General features: G+C 42.5%; 17 protein-coding genes. 5 read left to right on the top strand and 12 right to left on the bottom strand.

Translation table 11 applies throughout. From position 1 onward, the window contains the following. Nucleotides 1–21 precede the first annotated feature (21 nt). The 7 genes from WC848_00765 to ychF form a co-directional block, all read right to left on the bottom strand. Nucleotides 22–417: a hypothetical protein gene (locus tag WC848_00765; GenBank protein ID MFA5961197.1), complete on the bottom strand. Its 396-nt coding sequence runs from the start codon at nucleotides 415–417 to the stop codon at nucleotides 22–24. A gap of 97 nt (nucleotides 418–514) precedes the next feature. Next, nucleotides 515–1,072: an elongation factor P gene (efp, locus tag WC848_00760; protein ID MFA5961196.1), complete on the bottom strand. Its 558-nt coding sequence runs from the start codon at nucleotides 1,070–1,072 to the stop codon at nucleotides 515–517. Between the two features lie 134 nt (nucleotides 1,073–1,206). Next, nucleotides 1,207–1,449: a 30S ribosomal protein S18 gene (rpsR, locus tag WC848_00755; GenBank protein MFA5961195.1), complete on the bottom strand. Its 243-nt coding sequence runs from the start codon at nucleotides 1,447–1,449 to the stop codon at nucleotides 1,207–1,209. Between the two features lie 193 nt (nucleotides 1,450–1,642). Then, nucleotides 1,643–2,125, bottom strand: a complete 483-nt coding sequence (gene ssb, locus WC848_00750) for a single-stranded DNA-binding protein (protein ID MFA5961194.1) — start codon at nucleotides 2,123–2,125, stop codon at nucleotides 1,643–1,645. 64 nt (nucleotides 2,126–2,189) lie between these two features. Next, complete coding sequence (locus WC848_00745; GenBank protein ID MFA5961193.1) at nucleotides 2,190–2,696, bottom strand: 30S ribosomal protein S6; 507 nt, start codon at nucleotides 2,694–2,696, stop codon at nucleotides 2,190–2,192. A gap of 348 nt (nucleotides 2,697–3,044) precedes the next feature. Beyond that, nucleotides 3,045–3,848: an undecaprenyl-diphosphate phosphatase gene (locus tag WC848_00740; GenBank protein MFA5961192.1), complete on the bottom strand. Its 804-nt coding sequence runs from the start codon at nucleotides 3,846–3,848 to the stop codon at nucleotides 3,045–3,047. A 179-nt stretch (nucleotides 3,849–4,027) separates the two neighbouring features. Continuing rightward, a complete protein-coding gene (gene ychF / locus WC848_00735; protein ID MFA5961191.1) occupies nucleotides 4,028–5,080 on the bottom strand; it encodes a redox-regulated ATPase YchF in 1,053 nt (350 codons plus the stop codon). 346 nt (nucleotides 5,081–5,426) lie between these two features. Here ychF and WC848_00730 point away from each other — a divergent pair, with 346 nt between their 5' ends. The 3 genes from WC848_00730 (at nucleotide 5,427) to trpS (ending at nucleotide 9,421) form a co-directional block, all read left to right on the top strand. Continuing rightward, nucleotides 5,427–7,244, top strand: a complete 1,818-nt coding sequence (locus WC848_00730) for a ribonuclease J (protein ID MFA5961190.1) — start codon at nucleotides 5,427–5,429, stop codon at nucleotides 7,242–7,244. Between the two features lie 166 nt (nucleotides 7,245–7,410). After that, nucleotides 7,411–8,250, top strand: a complete 840-nt coding sequence (locus tag WC848_00725; protein ID MFA5961189.1) for a Bro-N domain-containing protein — start codon at nucleotides 7,411–7,413, stop codon at nucleotides 8,248–8,250. 4 nt (nucleotides 8,251–8,254) lie between these two features. Further along, the gene (trpS, locus tag WC848_00720) at nucleotides 8,255–9,421 is read left to right on the top strand and encodes a tryptophan--tRNA ligase (GenBank protein ID MFA5961188.1); all 1,167 of its coding nucleotides are present in this window, start codon (nucleotides 8,255–8,257) and stop codon (nucleotides 9,419–9,421) included. 280 nt (nucleotides 9,422–9,701) lie between these two features. Here trpS and WC848_00715 read toward each other — a convergent pair whose 3' ends face one another. The 4 genes from WC848_00715 to secG all read right to left on the bottom strand — a co-directional run bounded on the left by WC848_00715 (nucleotide 9,702) and on the right by secG (nucleotide 14,181). After that, complete coding sequence (locus WC848_00715; protein ID MFA5961187.1) at nucleotides 9,702–11,039, bottom strand: phosphomannomutase/phosphoglucomutase; 1,338 nt, start codon at nucleotides 11,037–11,039, stop codon at nucleotides 9,702–9,704. Nucleotides 11,040–11,124: 85 nt separating this feature from the next. Further along, nucleotides 11,125–12,150 carry a bifunctional phosphoglucose/phosphomannose isomerase gene (locus WC848_00710; protein ID MFA5961186.1) on the bottom strand — a complete coding sequence of 342 codons (1,026 nt, stop codon included), beginning with the start codon at nucleotides 12,148–12,150 and terminating at the stop codon, nucleotides 11,125–11,127. Nucleotides 12,151–12,233: 83 nt separating this feature from the next. Continuing rightward, nucleotides 12,234–13,841 carry a peptide ABC transporter substrate-binding protein gene (locus WC848_00705; GenBank protein ID MFA5961185.1) on the bottom strand — a complete coding sequence of 536 codons (1,608 nt, stop codon included), beginning with the start codon at nucleotides 13,839–13,841 and terminating at the stop codon, nucleotides 12,234–12,236. A gap of 109 nt (nucleotides 13,842–13,950) precedes the next feature. Next, nucleotides 13,951–14,181, bottom strand: coding sequence for a preprotein translocase subunit SecG (gene secG / locus WC848_00700; GenBank protein ID MFA5961184.1), 231 nt, complete (start codon nucleotides 14,179–14,181; stop codon nucleotides 13,951–13,953). A 270-nt stretch (nucleotides 14,182–14,451) separates the two neighbouring features. Between secG and WC848_00695 the strand changes: the two genes are divergently transcribed. Beyond that, complete coding sequence (locus tag WC848_00695) at nucleotides 14,452–15,525, top strand: sugar phosphate nucleotidyltransferase (GenBank protein MFA5961183.1); 1,074 nt, start codon at nucleotides 14,452–14,454, stop codon at nucleotides 15,523–15,525. Between the two features lie 161 nt (nucleotides 15,526–15,686). Then, a complete protein-coding gene (locus tag WC848_00690) occupies nucleotides 15,687–15,989 on the top strand; it encodes a BRO family protein (protein MFA5961182.1) in 303 nt (100 codons plus the stop codon). Between the two features lie 178 nt (nucleotides 15,990–16,167). On the opposite strand, the gene WC848_00685 is transcribed toward WC848_00690, so the two are convergent. After that, entirely contained in the window at nucleotides 16,168–16,542 is a 375-nt protein-coding gene (locus WC848_00685) for a hypothetical protein (GenBank protein ID MFA5961181.1), read from the bottom strand. Nucleotides 16,543–16,584 lie beyond the last annotated feature (42 nt).

Here is a 16,584-nt window from a genome sequence, read left to right as displayed (position 1 = left end):
AGGGAGTCGATTTTGGATAAATCATTTTATTTTCCCATAATTTAGATCGGTGGCGATCTTGTAATATTCTGATACGCCTTGGGCAATTTCGGAGCTTCTGATGGCACTAAATCCATCTCCGCCCAGGCCATGGTTAGTTACGGCATTAATCATGCCGATAGTGGTTGTTAATTGGTTAATCTTGGAAAATGGCCCCCTTCCGTTGAAGTACTTTTTTCTACGTTTTTTTGCGGGACTTTGCGTTTTCTCTTTTGGTTGCTCAATAAGTTCGCCCGCAGTTATTGGTTCAATGTCCATCAAATCAGGAGATTTTATTCTTGCCTTGAGCTGTTGCGCTTCCAAGGTCGTGTACATGTTATGTCCGATCTTGAGTATGCGCTCGGGGCCTTTATTCCCGGTGCTATTCTCATCTTTCATATCGCTCTCCTTTCCTTTGACTCCCCTAAAAGTATTTTGTAAAATAACTGGTTTTTAAAGACGCCCAGCGGGGCGTCTCTACGAATAAATTCTAATTTTACGCTCGACTGACATATTCACCCTTTTCCGTGTTGACGATAATTTCATCTCCAGCTTCAACGAAAAGAGGAGTGGAGATTTTTTTACCGGTTTCTAGGGTGACCATTTTGCCTCCAGTGGAAACGGTATTGCCTTTGATGCCTGGTGGCGCTTCAGTCACTTTCAGTTTCATCTTGACCGGCAGTTCGATGTTGATTGCGTTACCTTCAAAATTGAGAAACATCACTTCCGTTCCTTCGGTCAAGTAATCCACATTATCTCCCAGTGTTTCCGTGGAAAGCGAGAATTGTTCGTAGGATTCGTTATCCATAAAACAATAATCGGTGTTTTCTTTGTAGAGAAACTGGGCTTTGGATTTGGTGATCGTCGCTTCTTCCACATGTTCGGCACCTTGAAAGGTTTTTTCGAGGACCGCTCCGGTCGTCAGGTTCTTGAGGCGCGTGCGCAGCACTGATCCCGCGCGTCCGGTCTTGGAGTGTTCGTGGTAAAGCACGGCAAATGGCATCCCATTCAAGATGATATTTTTCCCAGTCTTGATATCTGAAATTCCAATCATAAATATTTTTTTATTTAATTTCGCAGGAGCGGGTTTGTAACCCGGTCCTTTTAGTTTACCATAGAACAGATTTAGCTAGTAAACTATGAGGTTCGAGTTACAAACTCGAACCTGCTTTTAATGACACTAAAAGGCTATCTTGCCACAAAAGGCACCAGCGCCATGACGCGGGCTTTTTTGATCGCGTTCGTGAGCACTCTTTGGTGTTTGGTGCAGGTTCCATGACGCTTTGGTGGATAAATCTTGCCTTGAGAATTCATAAAACGGCGGATGAAATAGGCATCCTTGAAATCGATCTTTTCGATCCGATTCTGGCAGAAGTGGCAGAGTTTTTTCTCCGGCACGCTGATTTCGTTGCTGTTGCGATTGTTATACATACTTTAAATTACTTACAAATTAAACGAATTACCCCTTCTCCCTTAGGGAGAAGGTGCCCGAAGGGCGGATGAGGGAGGGGACTTGATGTTATAGAAAGACTAATTTTAGTTAGTTTACCTATAATTTTTTAGCCCTTTTCCCTCACCTGTCACGAGTATGTGACATCCTCTCCCTAAGGGAGAGGAGGAATTACTAAAATGGTACGTCCTCAATTCTCACCTCGTCTTCCTCTTCATCAAGATTTATCGTGGGGATTTCTTCTGAAGATGGTGCTTGTGGACTTTGAGCTTGCGCTGGAGCAGCAATCGGTTTGTTGTAAGTTCCCGCTGCTTGTCCGCCACCTTGTCCGGCGCGCGATCCCAGTTGCATATTCTCGGCGACTACTTCGGTTGTGCGTCGTTCAGTGCCATCTTTTCCAGTATATTTCCTTGTGGACATTCTACCTTCGAAATAGGCTTCTTGTCCTTTTGTCAGATATTGTCCGGCAATTTCACCGAGCTTGCCCCAAAGTACGACATTGTGGAATTCTGTCTGGTCTTGCTTTTGTCCGTTCTTGTCTTTCCAGAAGCGGTTAGTAGCAATTGAGATGGAAGTGACAGTTTGTCCGGTAGTTGTAGTTCTTACTTCGGGATCCCGAGTCAATCTTCCGACGAGGATCACTTTGTTGATGTTCATATTTTTGTTATCGGTAGAGACGTCCCGCAATTGCAGGTCGTCTATACTTAATAATTAATAAAAACTAGCTGTTGAGAATTTCGTCCAGTTTTTTATCCAACGCCTCGGCGTCTTCGGCTTTTTGGGTGACTTCTTCTGGGGTCTTTGGAGCGGCTGGGGCTACTTCTTCTTTTTTGACCGGATTTTTTTCTAGCTCTTCCGCTTCTTTTTTCGCCTCGCGCATTTTTTCTACTTCACCTCTTTTTTCTTCTTGCTCGATGCGCTCTTCTTTCGTTTTCAGTTCTGGCAGTTCCGATGCATCGCTGATGATGAAACGCAAAACTCCCGGGTGGAGATTGAGCTTGTTGATGATTTCCGGGACGTTAGCCGGTTCTTCAGTGGAAAACCGCTTGGCTACATAAATGCCATGAGTGTCCTTTTTGATCTTATAAGCCATCTTTCTTTTTTCCTGGGTCATCTTTTCTTCAAAAACACCCGCGTGGCTGGTGACAATTTCGTCTACCTCAGCCTTGATTTTATCCAAGTCGACTTCTTTCGAAACACCGACGAGATAGAACAGTTCGTAACGCATAATTTTTTCGTTCTAATGAATTAGTTAATTAATATAACTTTACTCTTGTGTATGAAAAATCGCAATTGTCATTCTGAGCGCAGCGCAGCGGAGTCGAAGAATCTGCTTTGCGTAACCCAACACTTAGCCTTTAGATATGAAGCTAACGATATTCGATAGCAGATCCTTCGACTTCGTCCGAGTACGGACTACGCTCAGGATGACACCTAAAAACAAAAACCGCCAGAGTTTGCCCCGATGCGGAATGTTTGTGCTCTTATCCTGGCAAAAAAAGTTGCCAGGCGAGAGAACTTCGGGGCTTTCTAGGTTGTTTGCACAGTTTAGCGCATAATGGGGGATTAGTCAAATTTAGCGCCAGAAAAAAATCAAAACAATAACCACCGCAAAAGCCAAACGGTACCAGAAAAAGATTTTGTAGCTTACGCGTTCGATGAATTTTAACATCCAGGCGATAGCGAGAAAACCGGAGAGGGCGGAAAAGAGGATAGCAATAAATTGGACAAAACTGAAATCAGCAATGAGATCGGAAAATTTTAAAATCGTCGCGCCAAAAATAATTGGCGCAGACATCAGGAATGAAAAACGCGCGGCGCTCGTACGATCAAGGCCCAAAGCGAGAGCCGTTGAAATTGTTGCACCGGAACGAGAAATGCCGGGAATAATCGCGACGGCTTGGGAAAGCCCGATTAGGAGTGCATTTTTGGGAGTGACTTTATCAAAGTTCTGATTTTTCTTGCCCATTTTATCAACCCAATACAAAACTAATCCGGCCAGAACTAGTGTACCGGCGATGAGGAGCGGAGAGCGGAAAATTGTTTCCGCTTGTTTTTCGAGAAGATACCCAATAAGCGCTCCCGGAATTGTGGCGATCACCAAAAGCCAAAACGTATTTTTGGGATAATTTATGACTGAAGTTAATTTTAATTTTTTCGAAAAACCAAAAGCGAGGGCAATAATTTTCAGCCAATCTTTCCAGAAAAATAATACGACAGCGATTAATGTGCCAAAATGCAACGCGACATCAAAAGCCAGTCCCGGATCTGGAAAATTGAACAGCCAAGGAAAGATTACTAGGTGAGCAGAAGAGGAGATGGGCAAAAATTCTCCCAAGCCCTGAATGATGCCGAAAATTATTGCGTGGATGATGGTCATATAGTTTTCTCTAAGAATTACGAATTAATTCACCTCACCCTAACCCTCTCCTTAGTAAGGAGAGGGGACAAATGCAGATATGTTGTATCAATTTCTCTGAGCTTAGGAATCGAGGAGGTTATGCGTTGAGCCCTTCTCCTTACTAAGGAGAAGGTGGCCGAAGGCCGGATGAGGTGGATTTAAATCTTAAACTCAATCACATCCCCATCGGCAACGACATATTCCTTGCCTTCCAAGCGGAGTGTTCCGAGTTCTTTGGCTTTTGACCAGGTTTCGGCGTCCAGGAGTTTTTGCCAGTTGATCACTTCGGCGCGGATGAATTTATCTTTGAAATCATTGTGGATGGCGGTGCCGGCCAGCGGTGCGGTCCAGCCCTTTTTGATTGTCCAGGCGCGCGTTTCATCTTTGCCGGTAGTGAGAAAGGTGATGAGCCCCAAAAGTTCATAGGCGCGTACGATGAGTTCATCTAGATTTGATCGCACGCTCAGTTCCTCGGCTTCCGCTTTCGTCATCTCGATCAATTCTTCTTCGATTTTTATATCCAATTTGACATGCGGTAATTTTTCCAGATTTTCCGATAATTTAGTTTCGACGTCAGCGACATTGAAAATGTATAAAAACGGTTTCATCGTGAGTAGGGACAGTTCGCGCACGATGATTTTTGTGTTTTCTTCTTCAAGATCTAGGCTGGTAGAGTTGGCCGTTTTTCCTGCTTCAAGATTTTCCCTAATTTTATTCAGTACGTCCAGTTGTTCAGCAGCGCCCTTTTTATTGCCACGCATTTCTTTTTCAAGGCGAATTTTCACTTTGCCAATAGTTTCTAGATCAGCCAAAATTAGTTCAGTGTTGATCGTTTCAATGTCACTTTCTGGATCGATTTTATTATTAACGTGAATGATGCTAGAATTATCAAATACTCGAACGACTTGGCAGATGGCGTCAACCTCGCGGATATTGGAAAGGAATTTGTTACCCAAGCCTTCCCCAGTCGAGGCGCCTTTCACGATGCCGGCAATGTCGACAAATTCAATGATGGCTGGAATGATTTTGGCCGACTTTGACATTTCAGCCAGCTTATCAAGGCGTTCATCTGGCACTTTTACGATTCCCACATTGGGTTCGATCGTGCAAAAAGGGTAGTTGCTGATATCTACCTGTGTCCTGGTTAAGGCTTTAAAAAGGGTTGATTTTCCCACATTTGGCAGTCCGACAATCCCGATTTTTAGTGACATAGTGTTTCTTTATGGATAATATTTTCAGTCTAGCTAATTTCACCGGTTTCCACAAGACCATTTGACAATTCTGTTGATTCGTGTATAATAGTATGATATAATTTCAGCAGTGGAAGAAAACCTTTTGTTTTAGTCAATTATTCTATTTCTTTATTATTAACTCCTCCTCCGCCAGGGCTACGGCGTGACGAGCTTATTATTTGTTTCGCGTAGCTTTTTGTAGAAAAAAAGCCCGGAGTTTCTCTGGGATTGATAATACTAACTAATTTCTTTAAATAAAAAAGCGCGTATGTCGCTTTTGTTAAGGGCAACCAACTTTTTTTGGTGTCTTTAATTTTCGAAAAGTATGTTTAAGAAAACAACCAATGTATCGCCAGCTGGTTTGGCACGTCCAAACAGTTTTGCGATACCCAAAAACCTCGACGGTTTAGCGAGGCTAAAACCAAAACCAAATCGCAGCCCGATGCCGATGACAACAAATTCGGGAAGTTCTAAGGAGAGTTTGCGCATCATTCCCTTGGGCGGTAATGAGGAAGTTGGGCGCAACATGACTGTGTTTGAATATGGCGGAGATATCGTCATCCTTGACATGGGTCTGCAATTTCCGGAAGAAGATATGCCGGGAATTGATTACATCATTCCCAATATCAGCTATCTCAAAGGTAAAGAAAAAAATATCCGTGGTGTCGTTTTGAGCCATGGCCATTTGGATCATATCGGTGCGGCGCCGATCCTTCTGCGCCAACTGGGCTATCCGCCAATCATCGGTCGCGACATGACGCTCGCTATGGTCAAGAAAAAATTGGAAGACTTTGAAAAAGGTTCTGCTCAAAATCTGAAAACCATCCGCGTCAAATCAGTCACGGATAAAGTATCCTTAGGAAAGTTTACTATCGAATTTTTTGAGATCGAACATTCCATCATGGACGCCGTCGGCGTGATTCTCAAAACCCCGGACGGAACCGTGATTCATCCCGGCGACTGGACGATGGAAAAAACGCCCGAGGGCGGAAAGCTTTTGACCTATGATCATTTGTCGAAATTGCCCAGCCCTAGAATTTTGATGCTGGAAAGCCTCGGCGCAATCGTTACCAATCCATCCCGTACGACCGAAGAGGAAATGTACTATAACTTGGAAAAACTGATCCGCGAAGCGACCGGCAAGATTATCATTGGTACCTTTTCTTCCCAGATCAGGCGCATCGGCCACATTTTGGAATATGCCGAAAAAGTCGGCAAGAAAGTAGCCCTGGATGGCTATAGCATGAAAATGAATGTGGAGATTGCTAAAGAACTGGGGTACATCAAGATGCACAAAGAAACCCTGATTACCGTCAACGACTTGCACAAATACCCGGAAAACAAAGTAGTGATCATCTGTACCGGTGCGCAAGGCGAGGGGAATGCTGTGCTTTCACGCATCATCACGGACAATCATCGCTTCATCAAAATCAAGAAAAACGATACAGTCATCTTTTCTTCCTCGGTCATTCCGGGCAACGAACGGACGGTCCAACGTTTGAAAGATAATCTTTATCGCAAATGCGACAATGTCATCCACTCGGATGTGATGGATGTCCACACTAGTGGTCATTGTAGCGCACAAGATATCCAAGAGATGCTCAGGCAAGTGCGCCCAGATTTTTTCTTGCCGGTCTATGCTAATCACTATATGCTCAAAGAAGCGGAAAAACTGGCAGTGCGGATCGGATTTCGCAAAGAAAATATTTTTGTGCTGGACAACGGCAACGTTTTGGAAGTGCAAAAAGGTAAAGCCAAAGTCTTGCCGAAAAAAGTTGACACGAGCTATGTGATGGTGGATGGACTGGGTGTCGGCGACGTGGGACAAGTGGTCATTCGTGACCGTCAAGTGCTCAGCGCTGATGGAATGTTTGTCATCACAGTCATTCTTGACAGCAAGAAAAAAGAAATTGTCGGTAACATTCAAATCACTTCTCGCGGATTCATCTATGTCAAAGATAACTTTGACCTGATCAATGAAACAAAGCGGCGCGTGCAAAAAGCGATCAAGGATACGACCTCCAAAAAAACTTCACCAGAAAAGAAATTCATCGAAGACAACATCCGCGAAGTCGTCGGACTCTATCTCTTCCAACAGACGCAAAGACGCCCAATGGTTTTGCCGGTGATTATTGAAGTTTAAAACAGTGAGCAGTAAACCTGCCCACGCTAAAGCTTTGGTAGGCAAGCAGTGAACGGGAATCAGTAAAAATACAGGAGCTCTGCTTAGGCGGGGCTTTTGTTTTAGCGAGAATTGCCCGAAACGATAAAATGGGCTAAAATGGATTTAGTTAATTTTTTGTAAAATTGTGTTGGACAGCGAAAATCAAAATAATCAAATCGCCATATTTAGAGGCAAGTCAATTCGAAAAACGCTGCATCAGAAAGAGTGGTGGTTTTCGATTGTTGATGTGGTTGCTGTACTAACAGATAGCCCCACCCCAAGGCAATATTGGGGTAAGGTAAAACGGCGCGAGTTTATTGATCTTCAGTTGTCCCCAATTTGGGTACAACTGAAATTGGAGGCGACAGATGGGAAAAAATATGAAACTGATTGCGCCAATACTGAGGGAATGTTTCGTATTGTTCAATCAATTCCTTCGCCCAAAGCTGAGCCACTAAAACGTTGGTTGGCGAAAGTGGGCTATGAGCGAATACAAGAAATTGAAAATCCTGAACTGGCGACTAAAAGAACGAAACTGCTCTATAAGCTCAAAGGCTATCCCGAAGATTGGATTGAAAAACGGATGCGCGGTATTGCTGTTCGCGAAGAACTAACCGATGAATGGCAAAAACGTGGAGCAAAAGAGCAGCGGGATTATGAAATTTTGACTGCAGAAATTTCCAAGGCTACTTTTGGTATAACGCCAGCGGAATATAAAAAGGTGAAAGGGTTGAAGTGGGAAAATCTGCGTGATCACATGGATGATTTCGAGCTCATACTCACGATGCTCGGAGAAAGAACAACGACGGAAATTCATCGCACAAAAGATTCCCAGGGCTTGCCGAGACTGAAAGATGACGCGCGAGTCGGTGGACAAATTGCTGGAACGGCCAGAAAGCAAATTGAAAGGAAATTGAAACGGCCGATTGTTTCGAAGAATAATTTTTTGAAAAATAAAGATACTAAAAAACTAAGCGGTAAATAATCCTATGAAAAAACGCATATTTTCTGGCATTCAGCCATCGGGGAATCTTCACATTGGAAACTATCTCGGCGCAATCCAGAATTGGGTCAAGTTACAAGAGGAGTATGATTCGATTTTTTGTGTCGTGGATATGCACGCCATCACGGTTCCGCAAGATCCGGAAACGCTACGTCGTCGCACAATTGAAATCGCCAAGATTTATTTGGCAGCGGGGATAGACCCAGGGAAATGTTCAATTTTTATCCAATCGCACGTTTCGGAGCATGCGGAGCTGAGTTGGATTTTAAATACGATTACCCAGAATGGTGATCTGAATAAAATGACTCAATTCAAAGATAAGACTGGTTTTGACGAAGATGTTTTTGTTGAAGCAATGATGGAAAAATCAAAGGAAGATATAATAACGAATTTAGAAAACAATGGGTTCGTAATCGATAGAGCGGTTAAAGCAGATAAGATTCTTGAACTTGCAAATTTTTTGCATAAAACAGCCATACTTTCAACCGTTGATGTATATAAAAAATTTATCAGAGAAACATTTAATAAATCTTCGGTTGGTCTTTTTGATTACCCAGTTTTAATGGCGGCTGATATTTTGCTCTATGATACCCAGGCGGTGCCTGTCGGCAAAGACCAAAAGCAACACATCGAACTAGCGCGGACTTTAGCACAAAGATTTAATCATAAATTTGGCGAGACATTTGTGGTGCCAGAGGCGTACACAAACAAAGAAAGTGAAAATATCATGGGTCTTGATGATCCAACCAAGAAAATGTCTAAATCGGCCAAATCGGAATATAACTACATCGCACTTAGCGATGACGCGGATACAGTGAAGAGAAAAATCAAAAAAGCGGTGACGGACAGCGGCAGTGAAATTATTTATTCTGACGATAAACCGGCGCTCAAAAATTTGATCAATATTTATGCTCTTTTGGACAATAAAAAACCCCAAGAAGTGGCGGAGCTTTTTGTGGGTAAAAAGTATTCTGACTTCAAAACAGAACTCGCAGAAGTAATTATCAAATTCCTCGAACCGTTCCAAAGACGGATGGCGGAATTGTCTGACGAAAAAGTGCTAAAGATCCTCGAAGACGGCGCCAAAAAAGTCCGACCATTGGCGAAGAAGAAGTTGGATGAGGTGAAGAAAAAAGTGGGGTTTATCCTTTAAATTGTTCTAATTTACTGAGAAAGATGAGAAGCGAGCCGATGACTCGTTTCTTTTTTTTGCAAGACACTTCAATGAGTGTCATCCTCGCGAAGGCGGGGATCCAGGCACCTCAAGTTCAACACTAGGAAAAAACGAATTATTAAAATTCAAGACTTACTGAAACTAAAAGCATGTTAGACTTGCATCTCGATTTTCCAGAGTTTAAAGCTAGTGGAACCTGGATTCCCGCCTTCGCGGGAATGACACATAAAAAAAGAGCCTCGAGGCTCTTTTTTGATTATTAGCCTCTAATAATCCCCAGAACTTCATCCCTTTTTTCTTCCATCAACTCCTTTGTCTTCGCTTCCAAATTTAATCTTAACTTTGGTTCGGTGTTTGAGGCGCGAACGTTAAACCACCATTCAGGAAAGTCGATGCGGATGCCATCTAGCTCATCCAACTTTCCGGCTTTGTAAATTTCTTTGAGGTTTCTCATCACTGCATCTTTGTCGGCGACATCAGAATTAATTTCTCCGCTGTGAAAATACCTTTTTAATTCAGTAATTAATTCAGACATTTTTTTGCCAGTTTCATTCATGAGATTTAAAAGTGTGATGACAGCGAATGTGGTCATTTCTGCTTTACTATTTTCCGCGAAGAAATAGTGGCCGGAAAGTTCGCCGGCAAAAACTGCCCCTTGCTCGCGCATCTGTTTTTTGATCAGTGAATGTCCGACGCGACAACGATTCACTTTCCCGCCCGCTTCTTCAATCACTTCTCGTACCGCATTAGAACTACGCAGATCCATTAGGATGAGGCTTCCCGGATCTTTTTTGAGTACTTCCTTGGCCAAAAGGGCGATGAGGTAATCCATGGAAACAACCTCTCCGGTTTCTGTAACAAAACCGACGCGGTCCGCATCACCATCATAAGCGATGCCGAGATCGGCTTTTTCTGCCACGACTTTTTCCTGAAGCGCGGCGAGCGTTTCCGTTTTCAACGGGTTGGCTTCGTGGTTAGGGAAGTTTCCGTCGAGCGTATCGTACATATAAATCGCCTCAATTTCAGTCGGAAATTTTTCAAAAACTTCTTTATCCAAAATGCCCATTCCGTTGGCAAAATCAATCACTAATTTTTTCTTTGGTTTACCTGTGACAAAAAACTGTTCCATATAGCTGAGATATTTCTGGTGAAAATCCAGTTCTTCTGTCACCACGCCCTTTGTGGTATTTTCTGGAAAATTTCCAGCAATGGCCAGGTCTCGCACCTCTTCCATCCCACTGCCTTCACCGATTGGTACAGCGCCTTTGAGGCAAAATTTCATCCCATTCCATTCGGCCGGATTGTGCGAAGCGGTGATTATCACTGCCACATCTGCCTCAATTTGCCAGGAGGCAAAATAGAGCATCGGGGTGGTGGAGATTCCAATTCTGATAATGTCAGCACCTTGGTCAGTAATGCCGGAAATTAAACCCGCTTCTAATTCCGGAGAAGATTCGCGCATATCAAATCCAACGATCACTTTTTTGGCACTGGTATGCGTAACGAGTGCCCGGCCGATAGTATAAGCGACGTCTTTGTTGATTTCTGCCGGATAAAGTCCGCGAATATCATAGGCTTTGAAAATTTTTGGTTCCATAGTTTTGTAGTTAAAAATTAAGTGCTTCAATTATACCACGTTCCATAAAAAAACCGCACTTTTGAAAAGCGCGGTTTTTTGTTTTCTAAGCTAGGGCTTTTTTCAAATCTTCCACCATATCAACTGGCGTTGGGTCTTGGCCGTAGGCAAGGGCGAGGTAATAGGAAACCCAATCGCCAAAAAGTAGCGTGCTAAAAATTTTGGTGAATAATTCAGTACCGGGCATTTCAAAAAAAGTCGTTTCGATTCCTTTAGTTTTGAGCAGGGGGGCGGTGATTTTCATCCGCTTTATAATTCTGGGATTATCAGTCGGGTCAAGGAGCGTTACGATGTGAAATTTTCCTTGGGGCAAAGTGTAGCCGACCATTTCATTATGATTGAGTTCTGGATAAAAATTCCAAAAACAAGGCGTCTTGGCATTTTCGTTAATTTTAATTTTCCAGATAAGAGCAACCGATCGATATTTGTCTGTCGTGTGGATAATCGGCGTTTTTCCATTTAATTTCTTGGCCAAAATTTTCCCTGGTGCTTCGAGTGTTGTAACCATCTCCTCCAGTTTTTTAGCCAGACGATCGATTTCTTTTGATTTATCTTCAATAAGGTTGAGATTATTAAGAATCTGCAGGCTGGTAGCGAAAAAATAGCCACTGGCATAGCGCGGTTGACTGACGGCTGGTAGGATGACATATGGGATGTTGTTTTTCGTGCAAAGTTCTTGCAATTTTCCGCCGTGCATCAGCCCGACAGAAGGAAGTTTCAATTTTATCGCTTCGTCGAGAGCAGAAAGCGTCTCTTCTGTATTGCCGGAATAAGATGCGAAGATGTGTAAGCAATTTTTGAGTGTCCTTTTGGGAAGGGCGTAGGATTTATTTTGGATTATTTCCAAGGGCGCATTATCCTTTGAGTTGGTTTCAAAAAGATGATCAACGTAAGTTCGTAGCAGATCAGCCGGCAGTGATGAGCCTCCCATACCGGAAACGCAGACGGCGGTGAATTTCTGTTTTTTTAGTTTGATGTTTTTTGCTAACCGGAATCCTTCGGCAAACTGCTTGGGAGAGTCGATGATGACTTGACGCAGATTTTCTTTGTCGATCTTGTTTGTTTTTGGCATAAGGATTATTTTAAAAAAATTACTTATTACCAGATTTTTTATCGGAACAGTTATCTTATGAAAAGTGAAAAAACAGAAAAAAGTTATTTCTTCCAAACCCGTTTGGTGCTGATGAACCACTTGTCAATATTGGAAAAGCGTTTGGCGGGGGAGATGAGATTTTGGATGTCGATGCCTTGGACTTTTTTGTTGACTGGGTAGATATATTCCGGGCTGCAAAGAAAGATAGCGGGTATTTCAGCCACTAATTTCTCTTGGAATTGCGTATAAAGCTCGGCGCGCTTGGCGGGATCAAATTCGATGCGAGCATTCTCGATCAATTTATCTGTTTCACTATCGCCGAACATTGCGAGATTGAGACCGGGATCTTTTTTCTGGGCCGAGTGCCAGAAAGAATAGAGGTCGGGGTCGGCACCCATCACTTGGCCGAAAAGCAAAGCTTCATATTCTCTTGGCCGGATAAAATTTTGTTGGATATCCGAAACAGAGAGACTTTCTATGGCAACCTTGGCTCCGATTTTTTCCCACTGAGTCTTGAGAATTTCTGCGCTTTCAGTAAATTCATCCCAATCAGTAGTGATAAGATTTATTTCCAACAGCGTATCATTTTTTTTGCGGAATTTATCATCGGATACTTTCCAGCCGGCATCATCCAGAATTTTTTTGGCTTTTTCCTGATCATAATCTACTTTTCCTAGATCGGCAGAATAGCCAAGCATTCCCGGGAGAATCGGGGAGTAGACGGGCGTGCCTTTTCCATCAAGTACGAGTTGGATGATTTCCTTCCGGTCGGTGGCATAGTTCAGGGCTTCTCTGACCTTATCGTCAGCCAAGGGCAGGCTTTTGCTTTGATTGAGGAAAACTGCCGAATAGCGCGGAATGGAAAAAATATGTTCCAATGAACTGTTTTTATTCTTTATCGCAGCTATTTTCTGAGAAGAGATGCTGCTCATCCCCATAATCTCTTTGCGGTTATAGGCGTCTAGCGCGGAATCTTCGTCCGTGTAGTAATTAAAAGTGATTTTGGAAAGATAAGGTTTCCCGTCGAAATAGTTTGGATTGGCGACTAGTTTGTAGGAAAGGATGTTGCCTTTGGAATCTTTTTGGTATGAACCGCTATATTTGAACGGTCCGGTGCCGATCGGTTCCAGATTAAATTGGGCCAAAGAAAAATTTTCTGGTTTTACACTGTCCCATAGATGCTGAGGGAGAATGCCAAAAGTAGCATTGCTGAGAAACCCGGCATATGGGCTGGTGGTAAAAGTGACAGTGGAATCATCGACAAGATTGGCTGTGACGCCTTGCCAATTGGAGCGTAGAGGGCTTTTGTAGGCCGGGTCACTAATCAGGTTGAAAGTAAAAATTACATCCCGGGCAGAAAAGGACACGCCATCATGCCAAGTGACATTTTTTTTCAGATAAAAAGTATAGACGGTCTTATCTTCGCTGATTTCGTAGCGCTCTGCTAAGTCAGGGATAAGTGCTCCTTTGTCGTCATATTTCAGAAGGCCGTTATAGATAATCTTAGACAGATCAGCATCAACATCATTGGACGCGCTGAGCAAAGGATTGATATGTTGCGGTTGACCGACGCTACCCTCGATGTATTCACCGCCATAATTTGGCAATGCTTGGGTGTGCGAATAATAGAAAGAAATCCCCCAATAGCCGAGAGAAGAAATGAAAAGCAAGACTAAAAAAGAAAGGAGCAGTTTTTCTTTGAAGTTGCTGACTCTGTAGAGCTTCGCAAAACATTGCGGTGAGAGCCACTTGCAATTTTCGAGCGGTTTACTAATATGTTTAGTTTAACTTGTTAGTCAAAATCAAATTAATAATAGCCAGAATGATAAAGGCGGTGGAAAGAAAGATGGAAAAATAGACCAAGAACTTTTCGAATCCACGTCGGGTGTAATAGCCTTCAAATCCGCCACCGAATGTGCCGGACAGTCCCGCGCCTCTGTTTTGCAATAAGATAGAAACGATGAGCGCGATAGCGATGACGATTTCAGCAATATTAATGATTTTTAGCATTTTTTTGAAAATCAAAGATTAAAATTTCCAGTCTATGACTCATTTGAGGTTAGCACGGCGCCATTCTTTCGTCAAGTCCAAAATGGCTATTTTAAGTCATTTCTTGGCTTGTAATAGCCGAATATCCCCCGTAGAGACGAGGCACTGCCTCGTCTTAAAAACCACCAGCATTAAGACGAGGCAGTGCCTCGTCTCTACCAGATTTCCGTTTTTTCAAATGGTGTGGTTTAATTAGGGGGTAATCCACTTAATTAACTAAAAAGAAACAGTATGAAATTTATAATCTTCGCAGGAGGGCAAGGAACTAAACTTTGGCCATTGAGTCGAGAAGACAAGCCAAAGCAATTTCAGCCAATAGTGGGAAATAAAACTCTCTTCAGGCAAAATGTTGAATCGTTACTCAAGGAATATGGATCTCAGGATATTTTTGTTTCAACCAAAAGAAGATATGTGAAGTATGTAGTTGAAGATGCGCCGGAAATATCTCTAGAAAATATTATTATTGAACCGGACGTGGCGAGAAATACCGGGCCAGCCACAGGCTTTGCAATTGTGAAAGTAGCTATGAAATATCCCAAAGAACCTTTCATGATTGTTCAAGCGGATTGCCTTCGTAAGCCGGACAAAAAATTCATTGAAATGACAAGAGCCGCCGAAAGACTAGTTAAGAAAGAGAAAAAGCTGGTAACTGGAGGACAAAAAGCGCTCTACCCAGATATGGGCATTGACTATTTAATGCTAGGTGAGCAGGTCAAAAGCAAGGAGGATATGGATATTTTCAAAATTCAAAAATTTATCCCCCGGCTGGATACCTACGAAGAAACAGAGGAGCTAATCAGTAATTTCAAAATAGCAACCCACTCAAATCACTATTGCTGGTATCCCGATTTGATGCTGGCTCTTTATGAAAAACATAACCCCGCCTGGCATAAGGCACTGATGAAGATAAAAACAGCTCTCGGGAAAAAAGATTCAACGAGGGAAGTGGATAAAATTTATGCTTCTATGAAATCTGGCCCAGTAGAAGATGTTACAAAACATATTTTTGATCAGACCTACCTGATTATCAATCCATTTAAGTGGATGGACATGGGCACCTGGGGGGTTATTTATGAATACCTAGCTTCTCCAGAACAAGCCTATACGGATGGTAATATTTTGGCTATTGAAAGCAGAAACTCGCTTATCAAGGGGAATGGAAATAAATTGATTGCAACAATTGGCATAGACAATTTGCTAATTGTGGACACGGATGATGCACTGCTCATTTGTCCCAAATCCCGAGCGCAGGATGTGAAAAAAATAGTGGAAGAGTTGAAAGAGCGGGGAGGGAAGTATCTATAAATCAGAACCACTGATTCGCACTGATTACGCTGATTTCACATGATTAGATTCATAAATCAGTGAAATCATGTGAGCTCATGTGATAATCAGTGGTTCAGACAATTGACAGTAGTTTTGCTTTAGTGTTATAATATCATTATAATAAAACTAACACTAAAACTATGACAAAAATGGAAGTTGCATTGGGAGTCCACAAGGACTTTGAGAACATTAAAAAGATCGATGAAAATGGTGTCGAATTTTGGGAAGCGCGGGAGCTGATGCCTCTCTTGGGTTATCCAAATTGGCAAAAAGCCCAGGAAGTTATCAGTAGGGCTATAAAGGCTTGCATTAATAGCGTTCAGGACACGGATAACCATTTTAACCAGTTGGTTAAAATGGTCGAAATAGGTTCAAATACTGTAAGGCAGGTGCGGGATTGGAAACTTGATCGCTACGCTTGTTATCTTAATCTCGAACTATGATTCGTCTGATTGAATGAAAACTATGATTGGGATTTTGATTAAGAAATCATAGTCCATCAAATAATCACAAAAATCACAGTTCAAGACAATTTAAAATAAAAAAACTGCCATATTCCCGATGTTTCTTGGAAATATGGCAGGTGCGAGTGAGTTCGCTTGGAAAGAAGATGGAATTGAATTATTTCAGGATTGCGATAACCGAAGTTATCACATAAAAACTTTTACCACCATCTTTGGTGCGAATGGTAAAATCCTGGAGTTCATATTTATGCTGGGGGTTTCCAGCAATAATAAATATCTGTCTAAGCCCAGACCCAGTTGAATGATCTGCGGAAAATCTTACCACATTGGTTTTGAATTTTCCGCATTGGATTTCACTGGTGAAGATAATCTCGAATCCAATAAAATCATTTTCTGGGTTGATGTTTTGTGGGTCACGGGTTGTGCTGATAGGCCGTATTTCCTGTATAGCGGCGCTGGTAATACCAGCAGAAACCACCCCCCTTTCATCTAATCTATGAGCTAGCAGCAAAAGTCCCAGTACTATTGTCATTATAATGGCACCTGAAATAGTAAATCTAGTATTAGTATTCAT

Source organism: Parcubacteria group bacterium, assembly GCA_041659505.1.
Classification (GTDB): Bacteria; Patescibacteriota; Minisyncoccia; order Moranbacterales; family UBA2206; genus UBA9630.
This window is presented reverse-complemented; position numbering and strand designations above follow the sequence as displayed.